This window comes from Allobosea sp. (assembly GCF_036675845.1).
Lineage (GTDB): Bacteria > Pseudomonadota > Alphaproteobacteria > Rhizobiales > Beijerinckiaceae > Allobosea.
Genome location: NZ_JAKFED010000140.1, coordinates 39,705 through 56,255, shown reverse-complemented (window position 1 = coordinate 56,255; position 16,551 = coordinate 39,705). Strand labels below are relative to the sequence as shown.

The window sequence follows — 16,551 nt, the reverse complement described above, 5'->3', positions numbered from 1 at the left end:
CGCTCGCGCAGCGTCGTGCCGAGCTTCGGCAACTGGCTGCGCGGCACGCCCAGGATGCCATGGCGCTTGGCCTCGAAATGCACGGCCGCGAAGCAGGCGACATAGTACAGGATCGCCGGGATCACCGCCCAGATCACGATCTGCCCGTAGGGCACCGACAGGAACTCGGCCATGACGAAGGCGGCCGCGCCCATGATCGGCGGCATGATCTGCCCGCCGGTGGAGGCCACCGCCTCGACGCCGGCGGCGAAATGCGCCTTGAAGCCGGTCCGCTTCATCAGCGGGATCGAGATCGGCCCGTCGACCATGACATTGGCGACGGCGCTGCCCGAGATCGTGCCGAACAGGCTCGACGACACCACCGAGACCTTGCCCGGCCCGCCGGCGGTATGGCCGGTCAGCGAGAGCGCGAAATCCATGAACAGCTGGCCCGTGCCGGTGCGTTCCATGAAGGAGCCGAACAGCACGAAGATCATGACATAGGCGGCCGAGACCCCGAGCGGCGCGCCGAAGATGCCTTCCGTCGTCATGAACAACTGGTCGAGCAGCCGCATCGGCTCGACCTGCGCGGCAAAGAGCGCGTAGCAGAGGAAGGCGATCGCCGTCAGCGGCAGCGCCCAGCCGATCAGCCGCCGCGTCGCCTCCAGGACGAGGACGACGAGGATCACCGCCATCGCCATGTCGACCGGGGTCAGGTCGTCGACATAATAGATCCGGTTGACGACATAGTCGTAGTTCCAGAACAGGTAGCTGATCGGCGCGACGGCGAGCGCGAGCAGCACGTAGTCGAGCAGCGAGGGGGCCGCGTCGGCTCCGGCGCGGCGGTAGATCAGGAAGGTCAGCGTGAGCGCGAACAGCAGATGCGTACCGCGGAAGATGATCGCTTCCGGCGTGCCCTGCCCGCCGAGCATCGGCGGCAGGATCACCCACATATGGTAGAGCGCCATCGCGAACGCGATCACGGCGGTGACCAGCCGCACGATGCCGACATGGCTGAAATCGAATTTGAATTCGGGTTTCGGAACGCTGATATCCACGGACCTGTCCTGCTCGAAGACCGACCCTCCGCATGGCGGATACGCCGCGCGTCGCGCGACCGGATCAGTGGCTGCTGGGAGGAGCGCGCCGGAGGGCCGGCGCGCTGTATGTCAGGGCATCCGCGCCATGCGGCGCAAGGCGATCACTTCGCCTGAACCGCGATCCCCGCCTCCTTGTAGAACTTCGCCGCGCCGGGGTGGAACGGCACGCCGACATCCTCGGCCATGATCTTCGGGGTGAGGCCGGCCAGCGCCTTGCTGGTCGCCGCAAGCGCCGGAACGTTCTCCGCGATCGCCTTGGTCATCGCATAGACCTGCTCGGCCGGCAGCTTGCAGGACACCACGACATGGGTGGCGTAGCCGATCACCTTCACGTCCTGGTCCTGCTTCGGATAGGTGCCCTTCGGCACCGTGACCAGCGTATAGCCCGGGTTGAGCTTCTTCATCCCCTCGAGATCGGCCGAGAGGTCGAGCAGCTTCACGTCCCGCGCCGAGGCGAGGTCCATCACCGCGCCCGAGGGAATCGCCGTGCCGAGCGAAAAGGCCTGGGCGTGCCCGTCCTTCACCTGCTCGACCGAGTCGGTATAGGAGACGAAGGAGATCTTGACGTCGTTATAGCTCATCCCGTTGACCTTGAGCAGCTGCCCGGTGATGAGCTCGCCCGTATTGCCGCGCGGCTGGGTGGTGATCGCCTTGCCCTTCAGGTCCTTGACGGAGTTGATGCCGGAATCGACCGGCACCAGCATCTGGAAATACTGCGGATAGAGCGAGGCGACATTGCAGATGTTGTCGTGCTTCTTCGGGAAGGGCGCGTTGCCGGCCAGCCCGTCGACCGTCGAGATCGAGTTGCCGAAGCCGGCCTCGGCCTTGTTCTCCTCGATGGCGCGGACATTGGCGATGCCGGCTCCCGGCAGCGACTGCACGCTGAGGCCGGGAACGGCCTTCTCCCAGAGATCCTTGAGCTGGCCGCCGAGCGGTACCCAGACGCCCCCTTGCGGCCCGGTCATCAGCCGCATCTCCGCCGCCATCGCCGGCGCGGAGAGTACCGCTGCGGCAGCCAGACAGAACAGATAGCTCGGTGCGCGTGTCATCGATCTTCCTCCCTGAAGCGTTTTTTCGCTGGCGCCGCGTCTTCGCGCACGGTCGCTGCCCGATCGGACAAGCCGGCCTTCAGGCCGCGCTTGCCAACCCGTAGAAGCTATCGGCTGAGGCTGAGGTGGCAAGCCCCGATTTCGGGAGGCGGAATCAGGGCGGCACGCGAGGGGAATGGCGGGTCGGGCCGAAGCGCGTCGACCGGGCCTTCAGGTGCTGGAATCCTCGCGATCGCGCCCGTGCTGCTCCGCGCCCTTCAGGTGCGCCAGCCACGGCTCCCGGCGGATGGTCCAGAGCTCATAGGCCGGCACGAGCGCGCCGGGCGGGCTGTCCAGGGTGCCGAGCTTGATCTCGATCTGGTCCGAGCCTTCTTCCCAGCTGAAGAGCGACGAGCCGCATTTCGGGCAGAAGCGCTCGCCTCCCGCCCGGCTTCGCCAGCATCCGAGCTCGCCCGACAGGGTTGCGCTGGCCCTGGGCCAGATTCCGAAGAAGGAGAAGGCCGAGCCGGAATCCTTCCGGCAGGTCTCGCAATGGCAGATGCCGACGCGGATCGGCTCGCCGTCGAGTTCGTAGCGGACCTGTCCGCAGTTGCAGCCACCGGAGAGTTTCATCGTGACCTCGCGCGTTCCGGGTTTTCACCGCCATCGGCGGCAGACCAACGGCGCCAGGTCCGGCCCGGTTCCAGGCGACCGTGCCGGGCGGCGCCGACGCCCTGCAAGTTTTTCGATGTGGTGGCGATGGACAACCCCTCCAGTCACGAGGGGCCGAAAGTGCGCGGGATGATCGCAGCCACCGGCGCCGAACCGCGCTAGGCGCGCGACGGCTCGATCAACTTTTCCGCGTCCTGAAAGCGGACATCGCAGGTGAGCACGCCGGCGGTCGTATCGGCAAACCTTAGATCGCCAGGTATTCGTTCCGCAGCGCGGCGTCTTCCAGCACGGCCGAGGCCGGCCCGTCGAAGACGATGTGGCCCATGTCGAGGATCAGCGCCCGATTGGCCAGTTGCAGCGCCGCCACCGCGTTCTGCTCGACGATGATCGTCGTGATGCCGAGCGCCTTGATCTCGCGCACGATGCGCTCGATCTCCTGCACGATCACCGGCGCCAGTCCCTCATAGGGTTCGTCGAGCAGCAGGAGCTTGATGTCGCGCGCCAGCGCCCGCGCCACTGCAAGCATCTGCTGCTCGCCCCCCGACAGGGTCACGCCTTCCTGCTTGCGCCGTTCGGCAAGCCTGGGGAAATGCGAATAGATCTGCTCCAGGCCCCAGCCCTTCGGCTCGGCGATCCGCGCCAGCTGGAGGTTTTCCTCGACCGTCAGCCCGGGGATGATGCGGCGGTCCTCCTGCACGAGCTGGATGCCCTTCTGCGCCGCCTGGAAATCCTTGAGCTTGTGGATCGGCTCGCCATTGAGCCAGATCTCGCCGCGCTTCAGTTCGGGATCATGCGCGCGCGCCAGGGTCCGCAGCGTCGAGGTCTTGCCGGCGCCGTTGCGCCCCAGCAGCGCCACCACGTCGCCCTCGGCGACGTCGAAGGAAACCCCCTGGACGATATAGCTCTCGCCGTAGAAGGCGTGGATGTCGCGGACGCTGAAATAGGCCGGCGCCGCTTCCGCGGTCTTCACGTCTGGCATGGTCATCGCGTTCATCAATGCGCTCCCCCCAGATAGGCTTCCTGCACCTTCGGATTGCCCCTCACCTCGTCGGGAGGACCATCGGCAATGATCCGGCCCTGTGCAAGGACGGTGATGCGGTCGGCGAGCGAGAACACCACATGCATGTCGTGTTCGATGATGACCTTGGTCATCCCGCGTCCCTTGAATTTCTTCAGCAGGTCGATCGTCGAATTGGTGTCGTGCCGGGACATGCCGGCGGTGGGCTCGTCGAGCAGCAGCAGGCGCGGGTTCTGCACCAGCCCCATCGCCAGCTCCAGCCGGCGCTTGTCGCCGCGCGACAGGCTGGCGGCGATGGCGTCCTTCTGGCCGGCGAGACCGACATCCTCCAGCCAGTGCAGCGCCATGTCGCGGATGTCGGTGCGCTTCTCGACCGGCTGCATGGCGTTCAGCCTGAACGGGCCGTCGCGCTTGGCGAAGGCCGGCACCATGACGTTCTGCAACAGCGTCAGGTCGGGAAAGATCTCCGGCGTCTGGAAAACACGGACGACGCCCATCTGGTTGATCTCGTGCGGCTGCTTGCCGGTGATGACCTGGCCGTCGAAGACCACCGCGCCGGTGTCGGGCGCCAGCCGTCCGATGCAGACGTTCAGGAGCGTCGACTTGCCGGCGCCGTTCGGCCCGATGATGGCGTGGATGGTGCCTTCCTCGACCTGCAGGTCGACGTCGGAGAGCGCGTGCAGCCCGCCGAAGCTCTTGTGCACGTCGGCAACGTGCAGGACGACGTTGCGTGTCATGGCTCTACTCCGCCGGTTGGGTTTGCGCGGCCGGCATCGTCTCGCGATCGCCTGGCCGACGGTTGAACAGGTTCCAGATGCGGCGCAGCCCTTCCATGATGCCGCCCGGCAGGAAGATGACGATCAACATGAAGACGACGCCGAGCGTCAGGTTCCAGCCGTCGCCGACGAAGAGCGCGAAGAACGACACGACCGGCTGCTCGATCGCATCCGGCAGGAAGCCGAACACATTGTGCAGGGTCCGCTCGCCGAAGGCCGAGAAGATGTTCTCGAAATATTTGATCACCGCCGCCCCGATGACCGGCCCGACCAGCGTGCCGACGCCGCCGAGGATGGTCATCAGCACGACCTCGCCCGACGCCGTCCACTGCATCCGCTCGGCGCCGACCAGCGGGTCGGTCGCCGCCATCAGGCCGCCGGCCAGCCCGGCATACATGCCCGAGATGACGAAGGCGGCGAGCAAATAGGGCCGCGTGTTGAAGCCGGTGTAGCGCATCCGGTTCTGGTTCGACTTGATCGCCCGCAGCATCATGCCGAAGGGCGAGCGGAAGATGCGCATGGCGATGTAGAAGCAGACGATCAGCATCACCGCGCAGAGATAGAAGCCGGCATAGCCGCCGCCGCTGATATAGGTCGAGAACAGGTTGACGCGCGGCAGGCCGGCCGCCGGCTCGAAGAACAGCCCGTCGATGATGCGCGGGTCCTGGAGCGACAATTGCAGGCCGGTCTCGCCATTGGTCAGCGGCGTCAGCACCGAATAGACCAGATTGTAGCTCATCTGGGCGAAGGCGAGCGTCAGGATCGAGAAGTAGATGCCCGACCGCCTGAGGCAGACATAGCCGATGACCAGCGCGAAGGCCGCGGCGAAGAACACCGCCATGACGATCGCCGGAATGGCGTTCATGGTGAACAGCTTGAACGACCAGACGGCGGCGTAGGATCCGACGCCGAGGAAGGCGGCATGGCCGAACGACAGATAGCCGGTCAGGCCGAACAGGATGTTGAAGCCGATGGCGAAGATGCCGAATATGCAGAACTTCTGCATCAGCGCCGGATAGGCCGCCCCGATCGGCTCGAGCAGGATCGGCAGGCAGAGGATGACGGCCGAGAATCCGGCCAGGAGCATCCAGTCGTTGCGTGCGGGATTGGTGAACACCGGGTCAGTCCTCCATCACGCCCTTGCGGCCGAGCAGTCCGCGCGGCAGCGTCAGCAGGATCACCACCGCGACCAGGTAGATGATGACGTGGTCGATGCCCGGCACCAGCGACTTGATCTCGTTCATCGAGGCGAAGGACTGCAGAATGCCGAGCAGGAAGCCGGCCGCCACCGCGCCACCGAGCGAGCCCATGCCGCCGACGACGACCACCACGAAGGAAAGCACCAGGAACTCCATGCCCATGTGGTAGTCGGGCGGCAGGATCGGGGTGTACATGACGCCGGCGACGCCGGCGACCACCGCCGCCAGCCCGAACACCACCGTGAAGCGTCGCTCGATGTCGATGCCGAGGAAGCCGACGGTCTGACGGTCGTGCATGCCGGCGCGCACCACCATGCCGTAGGTCGTGAACTGCAGGAAGGCGAACACCACGCCGATCACGCCGAGCGAGAACAGCAGGTAGACGATGCGCCACCAGGGATAGGCCAGCGTCTGGCCCATGCCGAGGATCTGGCCGACATAGACCGTGCCGGCGAAGGCATCGGGCGCCGGCTGCGGGATCGGATTGGCGCCGAAGAAATGCTTGATGATCTCCTGGATGACGATCGCCAGCCCGAACGTCACCAGGATCTGGTCGGCGTGCGGGCGCTTGTAGAAGTGGCGGATCAGCCCGCGTTCCATCGCGATGCCGAGGATCAGCATGACGGGCACGGCGAGCGCGATCGACGCCGGGACCGAATAGTCGTTGAGGAAGACGCCGAAATCGCCGAGCCAGGCCTCGACATAAGGGGTGCGGATTTCGAGCGGGCTGCCCCAGGCGGTCGTCTTCTCCGGGTCGACGACGACGCTTTCGAGGTTGAGCAGCTTGTTGAAGGCGACGGCGCAGAAGGCGCCCAGCATGAACAGCGCGCCATGCGCGAAGTTCACCACGCCGAGCGTGCCGAAGACGAGCGTCAGCCCAAGCGCGATCAGCGCGTAGGCCCCGCCCTTGTCGAGCCCGTTCAGTATCTGCAGCAGGATTGCGTCCATCTTCGTCCGTCCAGGCGTGGTCGATTCGGCAAATGGGACGGAAGGCCGGCCGCCAAATGGGGCGGCCGGCCTTCCGTCCGGTCAGATCAGCAGCGCTTCGGATCAGAGGGTCCGAGCTCGCCGCCGAACATTTTCGGATCGTAGGTGGTCGCCTCGCGCGGCACGACCTTCACGACCTTCATCAGGTCGAACTTGTCCTTGGGGGCATCCTTGCCCTGGACGACAAGGCACGACTTCATGCACTGGTGGTCCTCGGCGCGGTAGAGCGTCTTGCCGTTGCCCATGCCGTCGAACTCGAAGCCTTCGAGCGCCTTGATCACGGCCGGGGCAAAGAATGTGCCGGCGCGCTCGCAAGCGTCGGCGTAGAGCAGCGCCTGGACGTAGCAGGTGTGTGCGGCCTGCGATGGCGGCGTGCCGTATTCCGCGCCGAACGACTTGGTGAAGGCCTTGGTCGCGGCGTCCTCGAGCTTCCAGTCCCAGTTGCTTGTGCCGTAGATGCCCTTCACCGCGCTGCCCGCGCCCTGCGCCATCAGTTCGGAGAACAGCGGAACGACGATCTCGAAGTTCTTGCCGTTGACCTGCTTGTCGCGCAGGCCGAACTGCACCGACTGGGTCAGCGAGTTGACCATGTCCTTGCCGTAGTGGTTCAAAATCAGCACGTCGGCGCCGGAATTCAGCACCGGTGTGATGTATTGCGAGAAGTCGGCGGCGCCCAGCGGCGTGCGGACGGCCGCGACTGTCTGCCAGCCGAGCGCCTCCGTGGCGTTCTTGATCGACTCTTCCTGAGTCCAGCCCCAGGTGTAGTCGGCCGTCAGGTGATAGGCCCGGCGCTCCTTGCCATAGGCTTCGCCGATCACCGGAGCCAGCGCCACGCCCGACTGGTAGGCGTTGAAGAAGTGGCGGAAGCCATAGCGCTTCTTGTCCTTGCCTGTGGTGTCGTTGGAGTGCGTCAGGCCGGCCATGAAGACGACCCCGAGCTCCTGGCACAGGCCCTGCACGGCCACCGCCACGCCGGACGACGAACCGCCCGAAATCATGATGGCGCCGTCGCGCTCGATCATGCGCTTGGCGCCGTCGCGCGCCGCGTCCGACTTGGTCTGCGAGTCGCCGTGCACATAGGCGACCTTCTTGCCGAGAATGCCCTTGCCCTTGAGCGCGGTCGGCTTCAGCACCGAGATCAGGCCGCCGTCACCCTGGCCGTTGAGATGCTTGACGGCGAGTTGGAAGGCCTTGAGTTCGTCCTTGCCCTCGTCGGCATAGGCGCCGGTCAATGGCACGTTCCAGCCGAACGTCACGGTATCGCCCTTCGGCATGTTGCAGGACACGTTGTCGGCGTAGGCGTTGCGAATGAAGTGCATCGGCGTGGCGAGGCCGGCGCCTACGATCGCGCTGCGCTTCAGGAACAGACGACGGTTCATGGATTCGAATGTCATGTGGCTTCCTCCCGTGGATGCCGCACCGCCCCCCGGCCGGCGCGCTCAAGGCGTTTGCCGCCCTGCGAGAGTTATTCCGCCATTTTGTCACTACTACAATAAGCCATTGGTTTAACACGTATATTTTGTCAATTTTTGCGATTGAAGACAACCTGATTTGTCAGTAATTTACAAATGGACATGTTGGCAGGGTGGACATGAACGAGAATCTGGCCGGCCTGAAGATTCGCGCGCTGCGCCGCAAGTCCGGCCTGACGCAGGGCGAACTGGCCAGGCGCGCCGGAATCTCGCCGTCCTACCTCAACCTCATCGAACTGAATAAACGCGCCATCGGCGGCGCCTTGATCGACCGCATCGCCGCCGGCCTGACGGTCGACCGCGCCGAACTCGACGGCGAGGCCGAGCGCCGCGTCGTCGCCGACCTCGACGAGATCGCAGCCGACCCCGAGATCGCCAGTCCGGCGGGACATCCCGGTTCCGCGGCCGAACTGGTCGGCCGCAATCCGGGCTGGGCCAGCCTCACGCTAAGGCTTCACCGGGCCTGGCTCGACAAGAGCGAAGCCATCCTCGCACTTGCCGACCGGCTCAACCATGACCCGTTCCTTGGCGACAGCGTCCACCGCATGCTGACCAACGCCGCGTCGATCCGCTCCGCCGCGGAGATCCTGGAAGACGACGATGCCCTGACGCCTGCCGACCGCCGCCGCTTCCTTTCGATCGTTGCCGACGACACGCAAAAGCTGTCCGGCACGGCGAAGTCGCTGCTCGACTTCTTCGACAGCGCCCATATGCGCGTGCGCTCGGCCACGCCGGCCGAGCATGTCGACGCCTTCATCCTCGCCACCGACAATTACTTTCCCGCCCTTGAGGAGCTTGCGGCCGGCTTTCTCGAAGCTCTGCTTCCGGGCGAGACGCCGGACGCCGCGGCCAGAAGGTCGCTTCGGGTCCGGGGCCTGCATCAGCCCGAGCCGCACCTTGCCGAGACCGCCGAGGCGCGCCGTTTCGGCCTGCTGCGCAGCGCCTTGCGCGACGACGCCCGCGCGGCAACCCGTTTGCTGGTCGAGACGCATCCAGCGCTCGCCTCCGACGAATCGCGCGCGCTCGCCGCCTCCGCGCTCGACGCCTATGCCGCCGCCGCCGTGCTGATGCCCTACGAGGCTTTCCTCGCTGCCGCCACGCGGCACCGCTACGATCTGGACGCGCTGTCGCGACTGTTCGGCGTCTCCTACGAGCAGGCGGCGCACAGGCTGGCGACGCTCCGGCGGCCGGGCGCCGAGGGCGTGCGCTTCGCCTTCATGCGCTCCGATGCCTCCGGTTACGTCACCAAGCGTCTGCCGCTGCCGCGCCTGCCGTTGCCGCGCTACGGCAATTCCTGTCCACTATGGGCGATCCATGCCGCCTTCCAGACGCCCGGGGTGACCGTGCGAAGATTTGGCGAACTGCCGTCGGGCGAGCAGTTCCTGTTCTTCGCACGCGCCGTCGAGAAGCGACCGCCATCCGCCGCGGTGCCGCGACATCTCATGTCGGTGATGCTCGTCTGCTCGGCCGCCGACGCCGCAAGGGTCGGCTATGGCGACGGCATCGACCGCGCTGCCGCCATGGTCCCGGTCGGCACGCTCTGCAGGCTGTGTCCGCGCACCGACTGCAGCCACCGGCAGGAAGCGCCGCTGATCGCCTGAAGCCACACTCCGAAAAGCTTATGGGTGATGCCGCGCGAACGGTATAAGTTCTAAAAAAAGACCAAAATGGGGAGTTCGGATCGACATGGCCAAGGCGCGCATACTCATTGTCGAGGATGAGCCCAATATCGTCGAATCGCTGAATTTCATCCTCAGCCGCGCCGGCTTCGAGGTCGACACGGCGAACGACGGCGCCGAGGCGCTGGACCGCGTGCGCCGGCAGGTCTTCGAAGTTCTCGTGCTCGACATCATGCTGCCGGGCATGAACGGGCTCGACGTCCTGAAGGCCATTCGTTCCGACCGGGCGCTCGCGACCTTGCCGGTGATGGTGCTCACCGCCAAGGGCCAGGCCAGCGATCGCCGGATCGCCGAAGCGATCGGCGCCAGCGACTTCATCACCAAGCCGTTCTCCAATGCCGATGTGGTCGAACGCGTCTGCCGCCTTGCCGAAGGCGGCGTCCCGCGATGAAGCGCCACGCGGCGGACCATCAGGGCGCGCGCGATGCGGCGGCGCTGCTGCCGATCGCCGCGACCGTCCTGCTTCTGCCCCCCTTCATCCTGATCTTCGCCGCGCCCGCCTTCGTCTTTGGCGTGCCTTTGATCGTCGCTTATGTGTTCGGCGTCTGGGCGGTGGTCATTTTCGCCGCCTGGCTTGTGGCGCGCAGGCATGCCGAAGCGTCGGATGGTCCAGGCGCCGCGCAGGAGACCGTACCGACTTCGGTGGACCAGCCCTGATGCTGCATGCCAACCTCGTCGTCCTGGTATGTCTTGCCTATGTCGCGATCCTGTTCGGCGTCGCCTTCGCCGGCGACCGGAGAGCGCGCAAGGATCCGACCGGCTGGCTGTCCTCGCCCCTCGTCTACACCCTGTCGATCTCGATTTACTGCAGTTCCTGGACCTTCTTCGGCTCGGTCGGCTCGGCCGCGAAGAACGGGTTGGAATTCCTCACCATCTATCTCGGCCCGACAATCGTCTTCGCCGGGTGGTGGCTCTTCCTGCGAAAGCTCGTCACGGTCGGGCGCGTGCACCACACCACCTCGATCGCCGACTTCATCTCGGCGCGGTTCGGCAAGAGCCCGGCGCTTGGCGCGTTGATAACCATCCTGGCGGTCGTGGCGATCACGCCCTACATCGCCTTGCAGCTCAAGGCGCTGACCGCCAGCTTCCAGGTCGTGACCTATCCCGCCGGAGCCGTGGTCGCCGCTTCGCAACGCCTTGAGCCGGATTTCCTGGTCGCCTTCTGGCTGGCTGCGGGCCTGTGTCTCTTCTCGATCATTTTTGGTGTCCGCAACATCGACGTGAACGAGCGCCATCATGGCGTGATCGCGGCGATCGCCGTCGAGGCTTTGGTGAAGCTTGTCGCGTTCCTGGCTGTCGGCCTCTGGGTTTACCTCACGCTTTCGGGCACGCCGGAAGAGATGTTTCGCAATGCGCCCGTCAGCCTGATGCATCCGGAGCAGAGCTTCGGGGCGCGTTGGTTTGCGCTCTGCTTCCTGTCCGGCGCCGCGGTCATCTGCCTGCCACGCCAGTTCCAGGTCACGGTCGTCGAAAATTCCAGCGAAGAACAGATCCGCACCGCATCCTGGATGTTTCCGCTCTACCTCATCCTCATCAACCTGTTCGTGATTCCGATCGCGATGGCGGGGCTCAATTATCTGCCGGCGGGTTCCGACCCGGACCTCTTCGTCCTGACGCTGCCCATGACCGGCGGACAGGAGACGATCGGCCTGCTCGCCTTTCTCGGCGGCTTTTCCTCGGCGACCTCGATGGTGATCGTCTCCTCCATCGCGCTTTCGACGATGATTTCCAACCATATCGTGATGCCGCTGGCCATGCGCTTCTCGATGGTTCCGACCAGCGGGGGACAAAACACGCGCAACTTCATTCTCGCCGCGCGGCGCGCCAGCATCGTCTTCATCGTCTTTCTCGGCTTCATCTATTTCTGGGTGAGCCGGACCTCGGATGCGTTGGCTTCGATCGGCCTGATCTCGTTCTGCGGCCTGATCCAGCCACTGCCGAGCCTGATCGCGGGACTGTATTGGCATCGGGCGACGCATCGCGGCGCGATCGCCGGACTGGCGGCCGGCTTCCTCATCTGGGCCTACACGCTCTTCCTGCCGAGCTTCGAAGGCGCATTCCTGATGTCGGCGGACGTGATCGAGAACGGACCGTTCGGGCTGGGCTGGCTGGTGCCCCACGCGCTGTTCGGCCTCGACGTGTTCGATCCGCTCGTCCACGCGCTGTTCTGGAGCATGACGGTCAACACGGGGCTGCTCATCGCGGTCTCGCTCCTGCGCGAACCCACGCCGTTGACCCGATTCCAGGCGACGCTTTTCATCGATATCTTCCGCCGCCAGACCGAGACCGAACTCGGCGTCATCCGCCGCACCGCCAGGGTCCATGAGTTGCGCCAGATCGCCGACCGCATCCTGGGGCCGGTGGAGGCCGTTCATCTGTTCAACAGGCATGGCGCGGAACGCGCCGTCATCGCCAGCGACGAGCTCATTTCCCTGGTCGAGCAGCGCCTTGCGGCCAATGTCGGCGCCGCCTCTGCGCGCTCTCTCCTCTCGCGCGTGGTCACAAGCGAGACGATCGGCGTCGAGGAGCTCAAGCGCCTGGCGGGCGAGGCCGAGCAGATCCGCGCCTATTCCGCCGAACTCGAGCGCAAGTCGCGGCAGGTGGAGGCGACGGCCGCCGAGCTGGCGCAGGCGAACGAGCGGCTGCGCGAGGTCGACACGCAAAAGGACGAGTTCCTGAGCCAGGTCAGCCACGAGGTGCGCACACCGATGGCGTCCATCCGCTCATTCAGCGACATTCTGCTCAATAATCGGGACATGCACGAAACCGAGAAGCTCCGCTTCCTCGGCATCATCCAGGACGAAAGCTTGCGCCTCACCCGGCTGCTCGACGGCATTCTCGACGTCAACCAGCTGGAAAGCGGCAAGCCGGCCTGGGAAACCGGGCCGTTCGATCCCGACGCGGCAATCGACCAGGCGATGGAGAGTTGCGAGGCGCTTGCACGCGCTGCCAGGGTGACGCTCAAGCGCTCCCGCCGCGCCCGCCGGGCCGTCATCCTCGGCGACCGCGATCGTTTCGCGCAGGTGTTCATCAACCTCGTTTCGAATGCGATAAAATACAACACCGACCCGAGACCCATGGTGTCTGTTGCAAGTTCGTTGCGCAAAGGGGTCTTCGAGGCGCGCGTCATCGACAACGGTCCGTGCATTCCGCAAAGCGAACGCGAGCGCATCTTCGCGAAGTTCGCGCGCGGCCCAGCACCGCGCCAGAGTGGCGCCGGCCTCGGGCTCGCCATCAGTCGGCAGATCATCGAGCGATTTGGCGGCCAGATCTACTGCGCGGAAACAGGCAAGACGGGAGTGGCTTTCGTTGTCCGCCTTCAGGCCCAGAGCCACCGCACTTGACCGGCCGGAATCCGAAAGGTCCGGAAATCGTCACGGGCATCGATCAAATCCTGCCTCCCCGGGGTTCGGCCTTGACGTTGCCCAGGACCTTGACCTTGCCGAGGACCGCGCCGGCGAGCTGGGCCGCTTCGATGCCGAACCCGACGACACGCCACAGTAGGTTACGAAACGGCCTGTCGAGCCAAGTCCGCTCGGTGACCATTACATGCGCGCTCCCGACGCATGACGGACATGCGTGATCGCCACCTCGGACAGCCGGTAACCGTTAAATCTGCATCTGCGGCGCTTCTGGCGCAGTATCGCGGAGGTCCGGTTCTGTCGTACCGGGAGGCCTGGATGGACCAAGCGCAAAAGCGAGGGCTGGCGCGGCTGCTGCTTCGGTGGCCCGAGCGGCGCGCCGAACTGCGGCAGCGGTTTTCGCAGGATCTACGGCTAGTTGAGCTGTGCGAGGCCTATGAAGCCGCCTGCGAAGCGGCGGCCTATTGGAGCAAATCCGCAGCGCCGATCGGCCCGGCCCGAGCGCGCGAATATCAGGCCCTGGCGAAGGATACAGAGCAAGATATCCTGAACAGGCTTTCGTAATGTAACGCGTGGTTTTCTGCGGGCCGCGCAAGCCATGTCTGCTTGTCGCGGCCAGTTCTTTGCGCCATCGTCATGAACAGAGACTACGAGATGAAATCCAGGCTTTGGAGGCGAAGCGATGGATGCGAGAATCTCGGCCCGGCGCACACCGCAACCTCCGGCCGCAGCCATCCGCGGCGCACTCGATGAGTTGCTCGAGTCGCCCTCCCTGCGCTTGTCCGAGCGAAACCGCCGTTTCCTCTCCTTCGTCGTCAACCAGACCGTGGCGGGCCAGGCCGATCGCATCAAGGCCTATCTGATCGGCGTCGATGTCTTTGGCCGCGACGAGACATTCGATCCGAATGTCGATCCGATCGTCCGCATCGAGGCGACCCGGCTGCGCTCGGCCCTCACCGCGCATTACGAGACGAGCGGTGCGGACTTGCCGGTGCGGATCTCCATTCCCCCCGGCAGCTATGTCCCGGTGTTCAGCTGGTCGCGGGATACCGCGCTCCAGGACGGTGACGACCTGTCGAGCACTGTGCCCGGCGTCCGCGAGGATCAGCCTGGCATGATGGTCGTGATCAAGAATCGCACGGCACAAGCCGACAGTGAAACGGCGCTGCGGGGAGAGCTTTTCGCCGATGCGCTGGCGATCCGCCTGCGGCAGGCCCGCCTCAAGGTCTTTGCCGTGCCGCCTGAGCAGCGCAAGGCGGCCAATGCCTTCCTCAACGACCTTTTCGCCGATCCCCGGGGTGCCATTTCCCTCGATGTCACCGTGCGCCAGATGGGCGATCACAGGCGGTTTTCCTGGCAGGCGACCGATCTGCGCAGTGGCGAGATCAAGTGCTGCGATTTCCGCGACCTTCCCGCAGCGTCCACGCCTTGCTTTGCGGCCATCGACGGCATTGCCGACATGGTCGTGGCATCCCTCTGCAAGGAGCTCGGCCTGGCATGGCGCGCGCCATGACCGGTCTTTGCCGCCGTCCCCGATAAGGCGGCTTCCGTAACCGTTACAGCCTTAAGCGTCCGCGCCTGCCATGTCAGCGTTGCCTCGCGCGCTTGGGTCGGCGCCCTCACGCTCGAAGCTTGGCCCAGAGCGATGATCCGGAACCGGGAGTGCTTCATGGAACGCCAGAAATTCATGGCCGCCGCAGCGCTGGCTGTGGTGATGGGCCTGTCGACAGGCCCGCTCAAAGCCCAGCCGGCGCCCGCGCCGGCACCAGCCCGGCCCAACATCCTCGTCATCTTCGGCGACGATGTCGGCCAGTCGAATATCAGCGCCTATACGCACGGTCTCGTCGGCTACAGGACGCCGAACGTCGACCGGATCGCCAAGGAAGGCATGATGTTCACGGATTACTATGCCGAGAACTCATGCACGGCAGGGCGTTCGACCTTCATCACCGGCCAGGCCTGCCTGCGTACCGGTCTATGCAAGGTCGGCTTTCCCGGCGCCTCGGTCGGCATGCAGAAGACCGATATCACCATTGCCCAGGCGCTCAAGCCGCTCGGCTACGCCACCGGCCAGTTCGGCAAGAACCATCTCGGCGACAAGGACGAGTATCTGCCGACCGCCCATGGCTTCGACGAATTCTTCGGCAATCTCTATCATCTCAACGCCGAGGAAGAGCCGGAGCGGGCGAACTGGCCGAAGAACGACCCGGCCTTCGTCAAGGCTTTTTCGCCGCGCGGCGTGCTCAGGACCTCGGCCGACGGCAAGATCGAGGACACCGGGCCGCTGACCCGCAAGCGCATGGAAACCGTCGACGACGAGACGACTGCCGCCGCGGTCGACTTCATGCAGCGCCAGGCGAGGGCCAACAAGCCCTTCTTCACCTGGATGAACTTCACCCGCATGCATATGTTCACCCATGTTCGTGAATCGATGCGCGGCCAGAGCGGCATGCCCGGCAACGAATACGCCGACGGCATGGTCGAGCTGGACATGAATGTCGGCAAGCTGCTGAAGGCGCTCGACGACATGGGCGTTTCGCAGAACACCATCGTCATCTTCACCACGGATAACGGCCCCAACGCCTTTAGCTGGCCGGACGCGGCGACGACGCCGTTCCGCTCGGAGAAGGATACGAACTGGGAGGGTGCCTTCCGCGTGCCGGCGATGATCCGTTGGCCGGGCAAGGTCAAGGCAGGCGAGGTCAGCAACGGCATCGTGTCCGGTCTCGACTGGTTCCCGACGCTGCTGGCCGCGGCCGGCGACACCGACATCAAGGATCGTCTGCTCAAGGGCTGGCAGCCCCAGGGCAATGCGACCACCTTCCGCAACCACCTCGACGGCTTCAACCAGCTCGACTACCTGACCGGCAAGTCCGACAAGAGCGCGCGCAACGAGTTCTTTTACTTCAACGACGACGGCGCTCTCGTCGCAATCCGGTTCGAAAACTGGAAGCTCGTCTTCGAAAAGCAAGAGAAAACCGGCCAGATGGACGTCTGGGCCAATCCGTTTACCCCGCTGCGCGCTCCGAAGCTGTTCAACCTTCGGATGGATCCTTATGAGCATGCCGAGATTTCCGGCATGGGCTACGACCAATGGCGGGTCGAGAACGCCTACACGATCTCGTATGGCGGCATTAAGGCGACTGCGTTCCTGGAATCCTTCGCCGAATTTCCGCCGAGCCAGCGGATCGCCAGCTTCAGCATCGACCAGGTTCGCAAGCAGGTCGACAAGAAGATCGACGAGTCCTTCAAGAAGCGCGGCCTGGAATGACCGCTCGG

Annotated in this window: 16 protein-coding genes; 7 read left to right on the top strand and 9 right to left on the bottom strand. The window is 65.1% G+C overall.

The window, feature by feature from the left end:
* The 8 genes from V6M56_RS14875 to V6M56_RS14840 form a co-directional block, all read right to left on the bottom strand.
* A partial coding sequence (locus tag V6M56_RS14875) for a TRAP transporter permease (RefSeq protein WP_332684888.1) occupies positions 1-1,037 on the bottom strand: 1,037 nt, incomplete at its 3' end.
* Between the two features lie 143 nt (positions 1,038-1,180).
* Positions 1,181-2,128 carry a TAXI family TRAP transporter solute-binding subunit gene (locus V6M56_RS14870; RefSeq protein ID WP_332684887.1) on the bottom strand — a complete coding sequence of 316 codons (948 nt, stop codon included), beginning with the start codon at positions 2,126-2,128 and terminating at the stop codon, positions 1,181-1,183.
* A 210-nt stretch (positions 2,129-2,338) separates the two neighbouring features.
* Positions 2,339-2,740, bottom strand: a complete 402-nt coding sequence (locus V6M56_RS14865; RefSeq protein ID WP_332684886.1) for a GFA family protein — start codon at positions 2,738-2,740, stop codon at positions 2,339-2,341.
* 283 nt (positions 2,741-3,023) lie between these two features.
* Positions 3,024-3,773, bottom strand: a complete 750-nt coding sequence (locus V6M56_RS14860) for an ABC transporter ATP-binding protein (RefSeq protein ID WP_442881166.1) — start codon at positions 3,771-3,773, stop codon at positions 3,024-3,026.
* The gene (locus tag V6M56_RS14855; RefSeq protein WP_332684884.1) at positions 3,773-4,534 is read right to left on the bottom strand and encodes an ABC transporter ATP-binding protein; all 762 of its coding nucleotides are present in this window, start codon (positions 4,532-4,534) and stop codon (positions 3,773-3,775) included. Before V6M56_RS14855 ends, V6M56_RS14860 begins: the two co-directional genes overlap by 1 nt.
* Positions 4,535-4,538: 4 nt before the next feature.
* Positions 4,539-5,660: a branched-chain amino acid ABC transporter permease gene (locus V6M56_RS14850; protein ID WP_332684895.1), complete on the bottom strand. Its 1,122-nt coding sequence runs from the start codon at positions 5,658-5,660 to the stop codon at positions 4,539-4,541.
* 34 nt (positions 5,661-5,694) lie between these two features.
* Positions 5,695-6,720 (bottom strand): branched-chain amino acid ABC transporter permease, encoded by a 1,026-nt coding sequence (locus tag V6M56_RS14845; protein ID WP_332684883.1) that lies wholly within the window; start codon positions 6,718-6,720, stop codon positions 5,695-5,697.
* An 86-nt stretch (positions 6,721-6,806) separates the two neighbouring features.
* On the bottom strand, positions 6,807-8,153 hold the full coding sequence (locus tag V6M56_RS14840) for a substrate-binding protein (protein ID WP_332684882.1): 1,347 nt from the start codon (positions 8,151-8,153) through the stop codon (positions 6,807-6,809).
* A 197-nt stretch (positions 8,154-8,350) separates the two neighbouring features.
* Here V6M56_RS14840 and V6M56_RS14835 point away from each other — a divergent pair, with 197 nt between their 5' ends.
* The 4 genes from V6M56_RS14835 to V6M56_RS14820 all read left to right on the top strand — a co-directional run bounded on the left by V6M56_RS14835 (position 8,351) and on the right by V6M56_RS14820 (position 13,254).
* On the top strand, positions 8,351-9,832 hold the full coding sequence (locus V6M56_RS14835; protein WP_332684881.1) for a helix-turn-helix domain-containing protein: 1,482 nt from the start codon (positions 8,351-8,353) through the stop codon (positions 9,830-9,832).
* Between the two features lie 85 nt (positions 9,833-9,917).
* Complete coding sequence (locus tag V6M56_RS14830; RefSeq protein ID WP_332684880.1) at positions 9,918-10,301, top strand: response regulator transcription factor; 384 nt, start codon at positions 9,918-9,920, stop codon at positions 10,299-10,301.
* Positions 10,298-10,567, top strand: a complete 270-nt coding sequence (locus V6M56_RS14825) for a hypothetical protein (RefSeq protein ID WP_332684879.1) — start codon at positions 10,298-10,300, stop codon at positions 10,565-10,567. The genes V6M56_RS14830 and V6M56_RS14825 overlap by 4 nt, the downstream gene beginning before the upstream one ends.
* Positions 10,567-13,254, top strand: a complete 2,688-nt coding sequence (locus tag V6M56_RS14820; protein ID WP_332684878.1) for an ATP-binding protein — start codon at positions 10,567-10,569, stop codon at positions 13,252-13,254. The genes V6M56_RS14825 and V6M56_RS14820 overlap by 1 nt, the downstream gene beginning before the upstream one ends.
* Before the next feature lie 43 nt (positions 13,255-13,297).
* On the opposite strand, the gene V6M56_RS14815 is transcribed toward V6M56_RS14820, so the two are convergent.
* Positions 13,298-13,456: a hypothetical protein gene (locus V6M56_RS14815; protein ID WP_332684877.1), complete on the bottom strand. Its 159-nt coding sequence runs from the start codon at positions 13,454-13,456 to the stop codon at positions 13,298-13,300.
* Positions 13,457-13,485: 29 nt separating this feature from the next.
* Between V6M56_RS14815 and V6M56_RS14810 the strand changes: the two genes are divergently transcribed.
* The 3 genes from V6M56_RS14810 (at position 13,486) to V6M56_RS14800 (ending at position 16,543) form a co-directional block, all read left to right on the top strand.
* Positions 13,486-13,836: a hypothetical protein gene (locus tag V6M56_RS14810; protein ID WP_332684876.1), complete on the top strand. Its 351-nt coding sequence runs from the start codon at positions 13,486-13,488 to the stop codon at positions 13,834-13,836.
* A 118-nt stretch (positions 13,837-13,954) separates the two neighbouring features.
* A complete protein-coding gene (locus V6M56_RS14805) occupies positions 13,955-14,785 on the top strand; it encodes a hypothetical protein (protein WP_332684875.1) in 831 nt (276 codons plus the stop codon).
* Positions 14,786-14,941: 156 nt separating this feature from the next.
* A complete protein-coding gene (locus V6M56_RS14800; RefSeq protein WP_442881165.1) occupies positions 14,942-16,543 on the top strand; it encodes an arylsulfatase in 1,602 nt (533 codons plus the stop codon).
* Positions 16,544-16,551 lie beyond the last annotated feature (8 nt).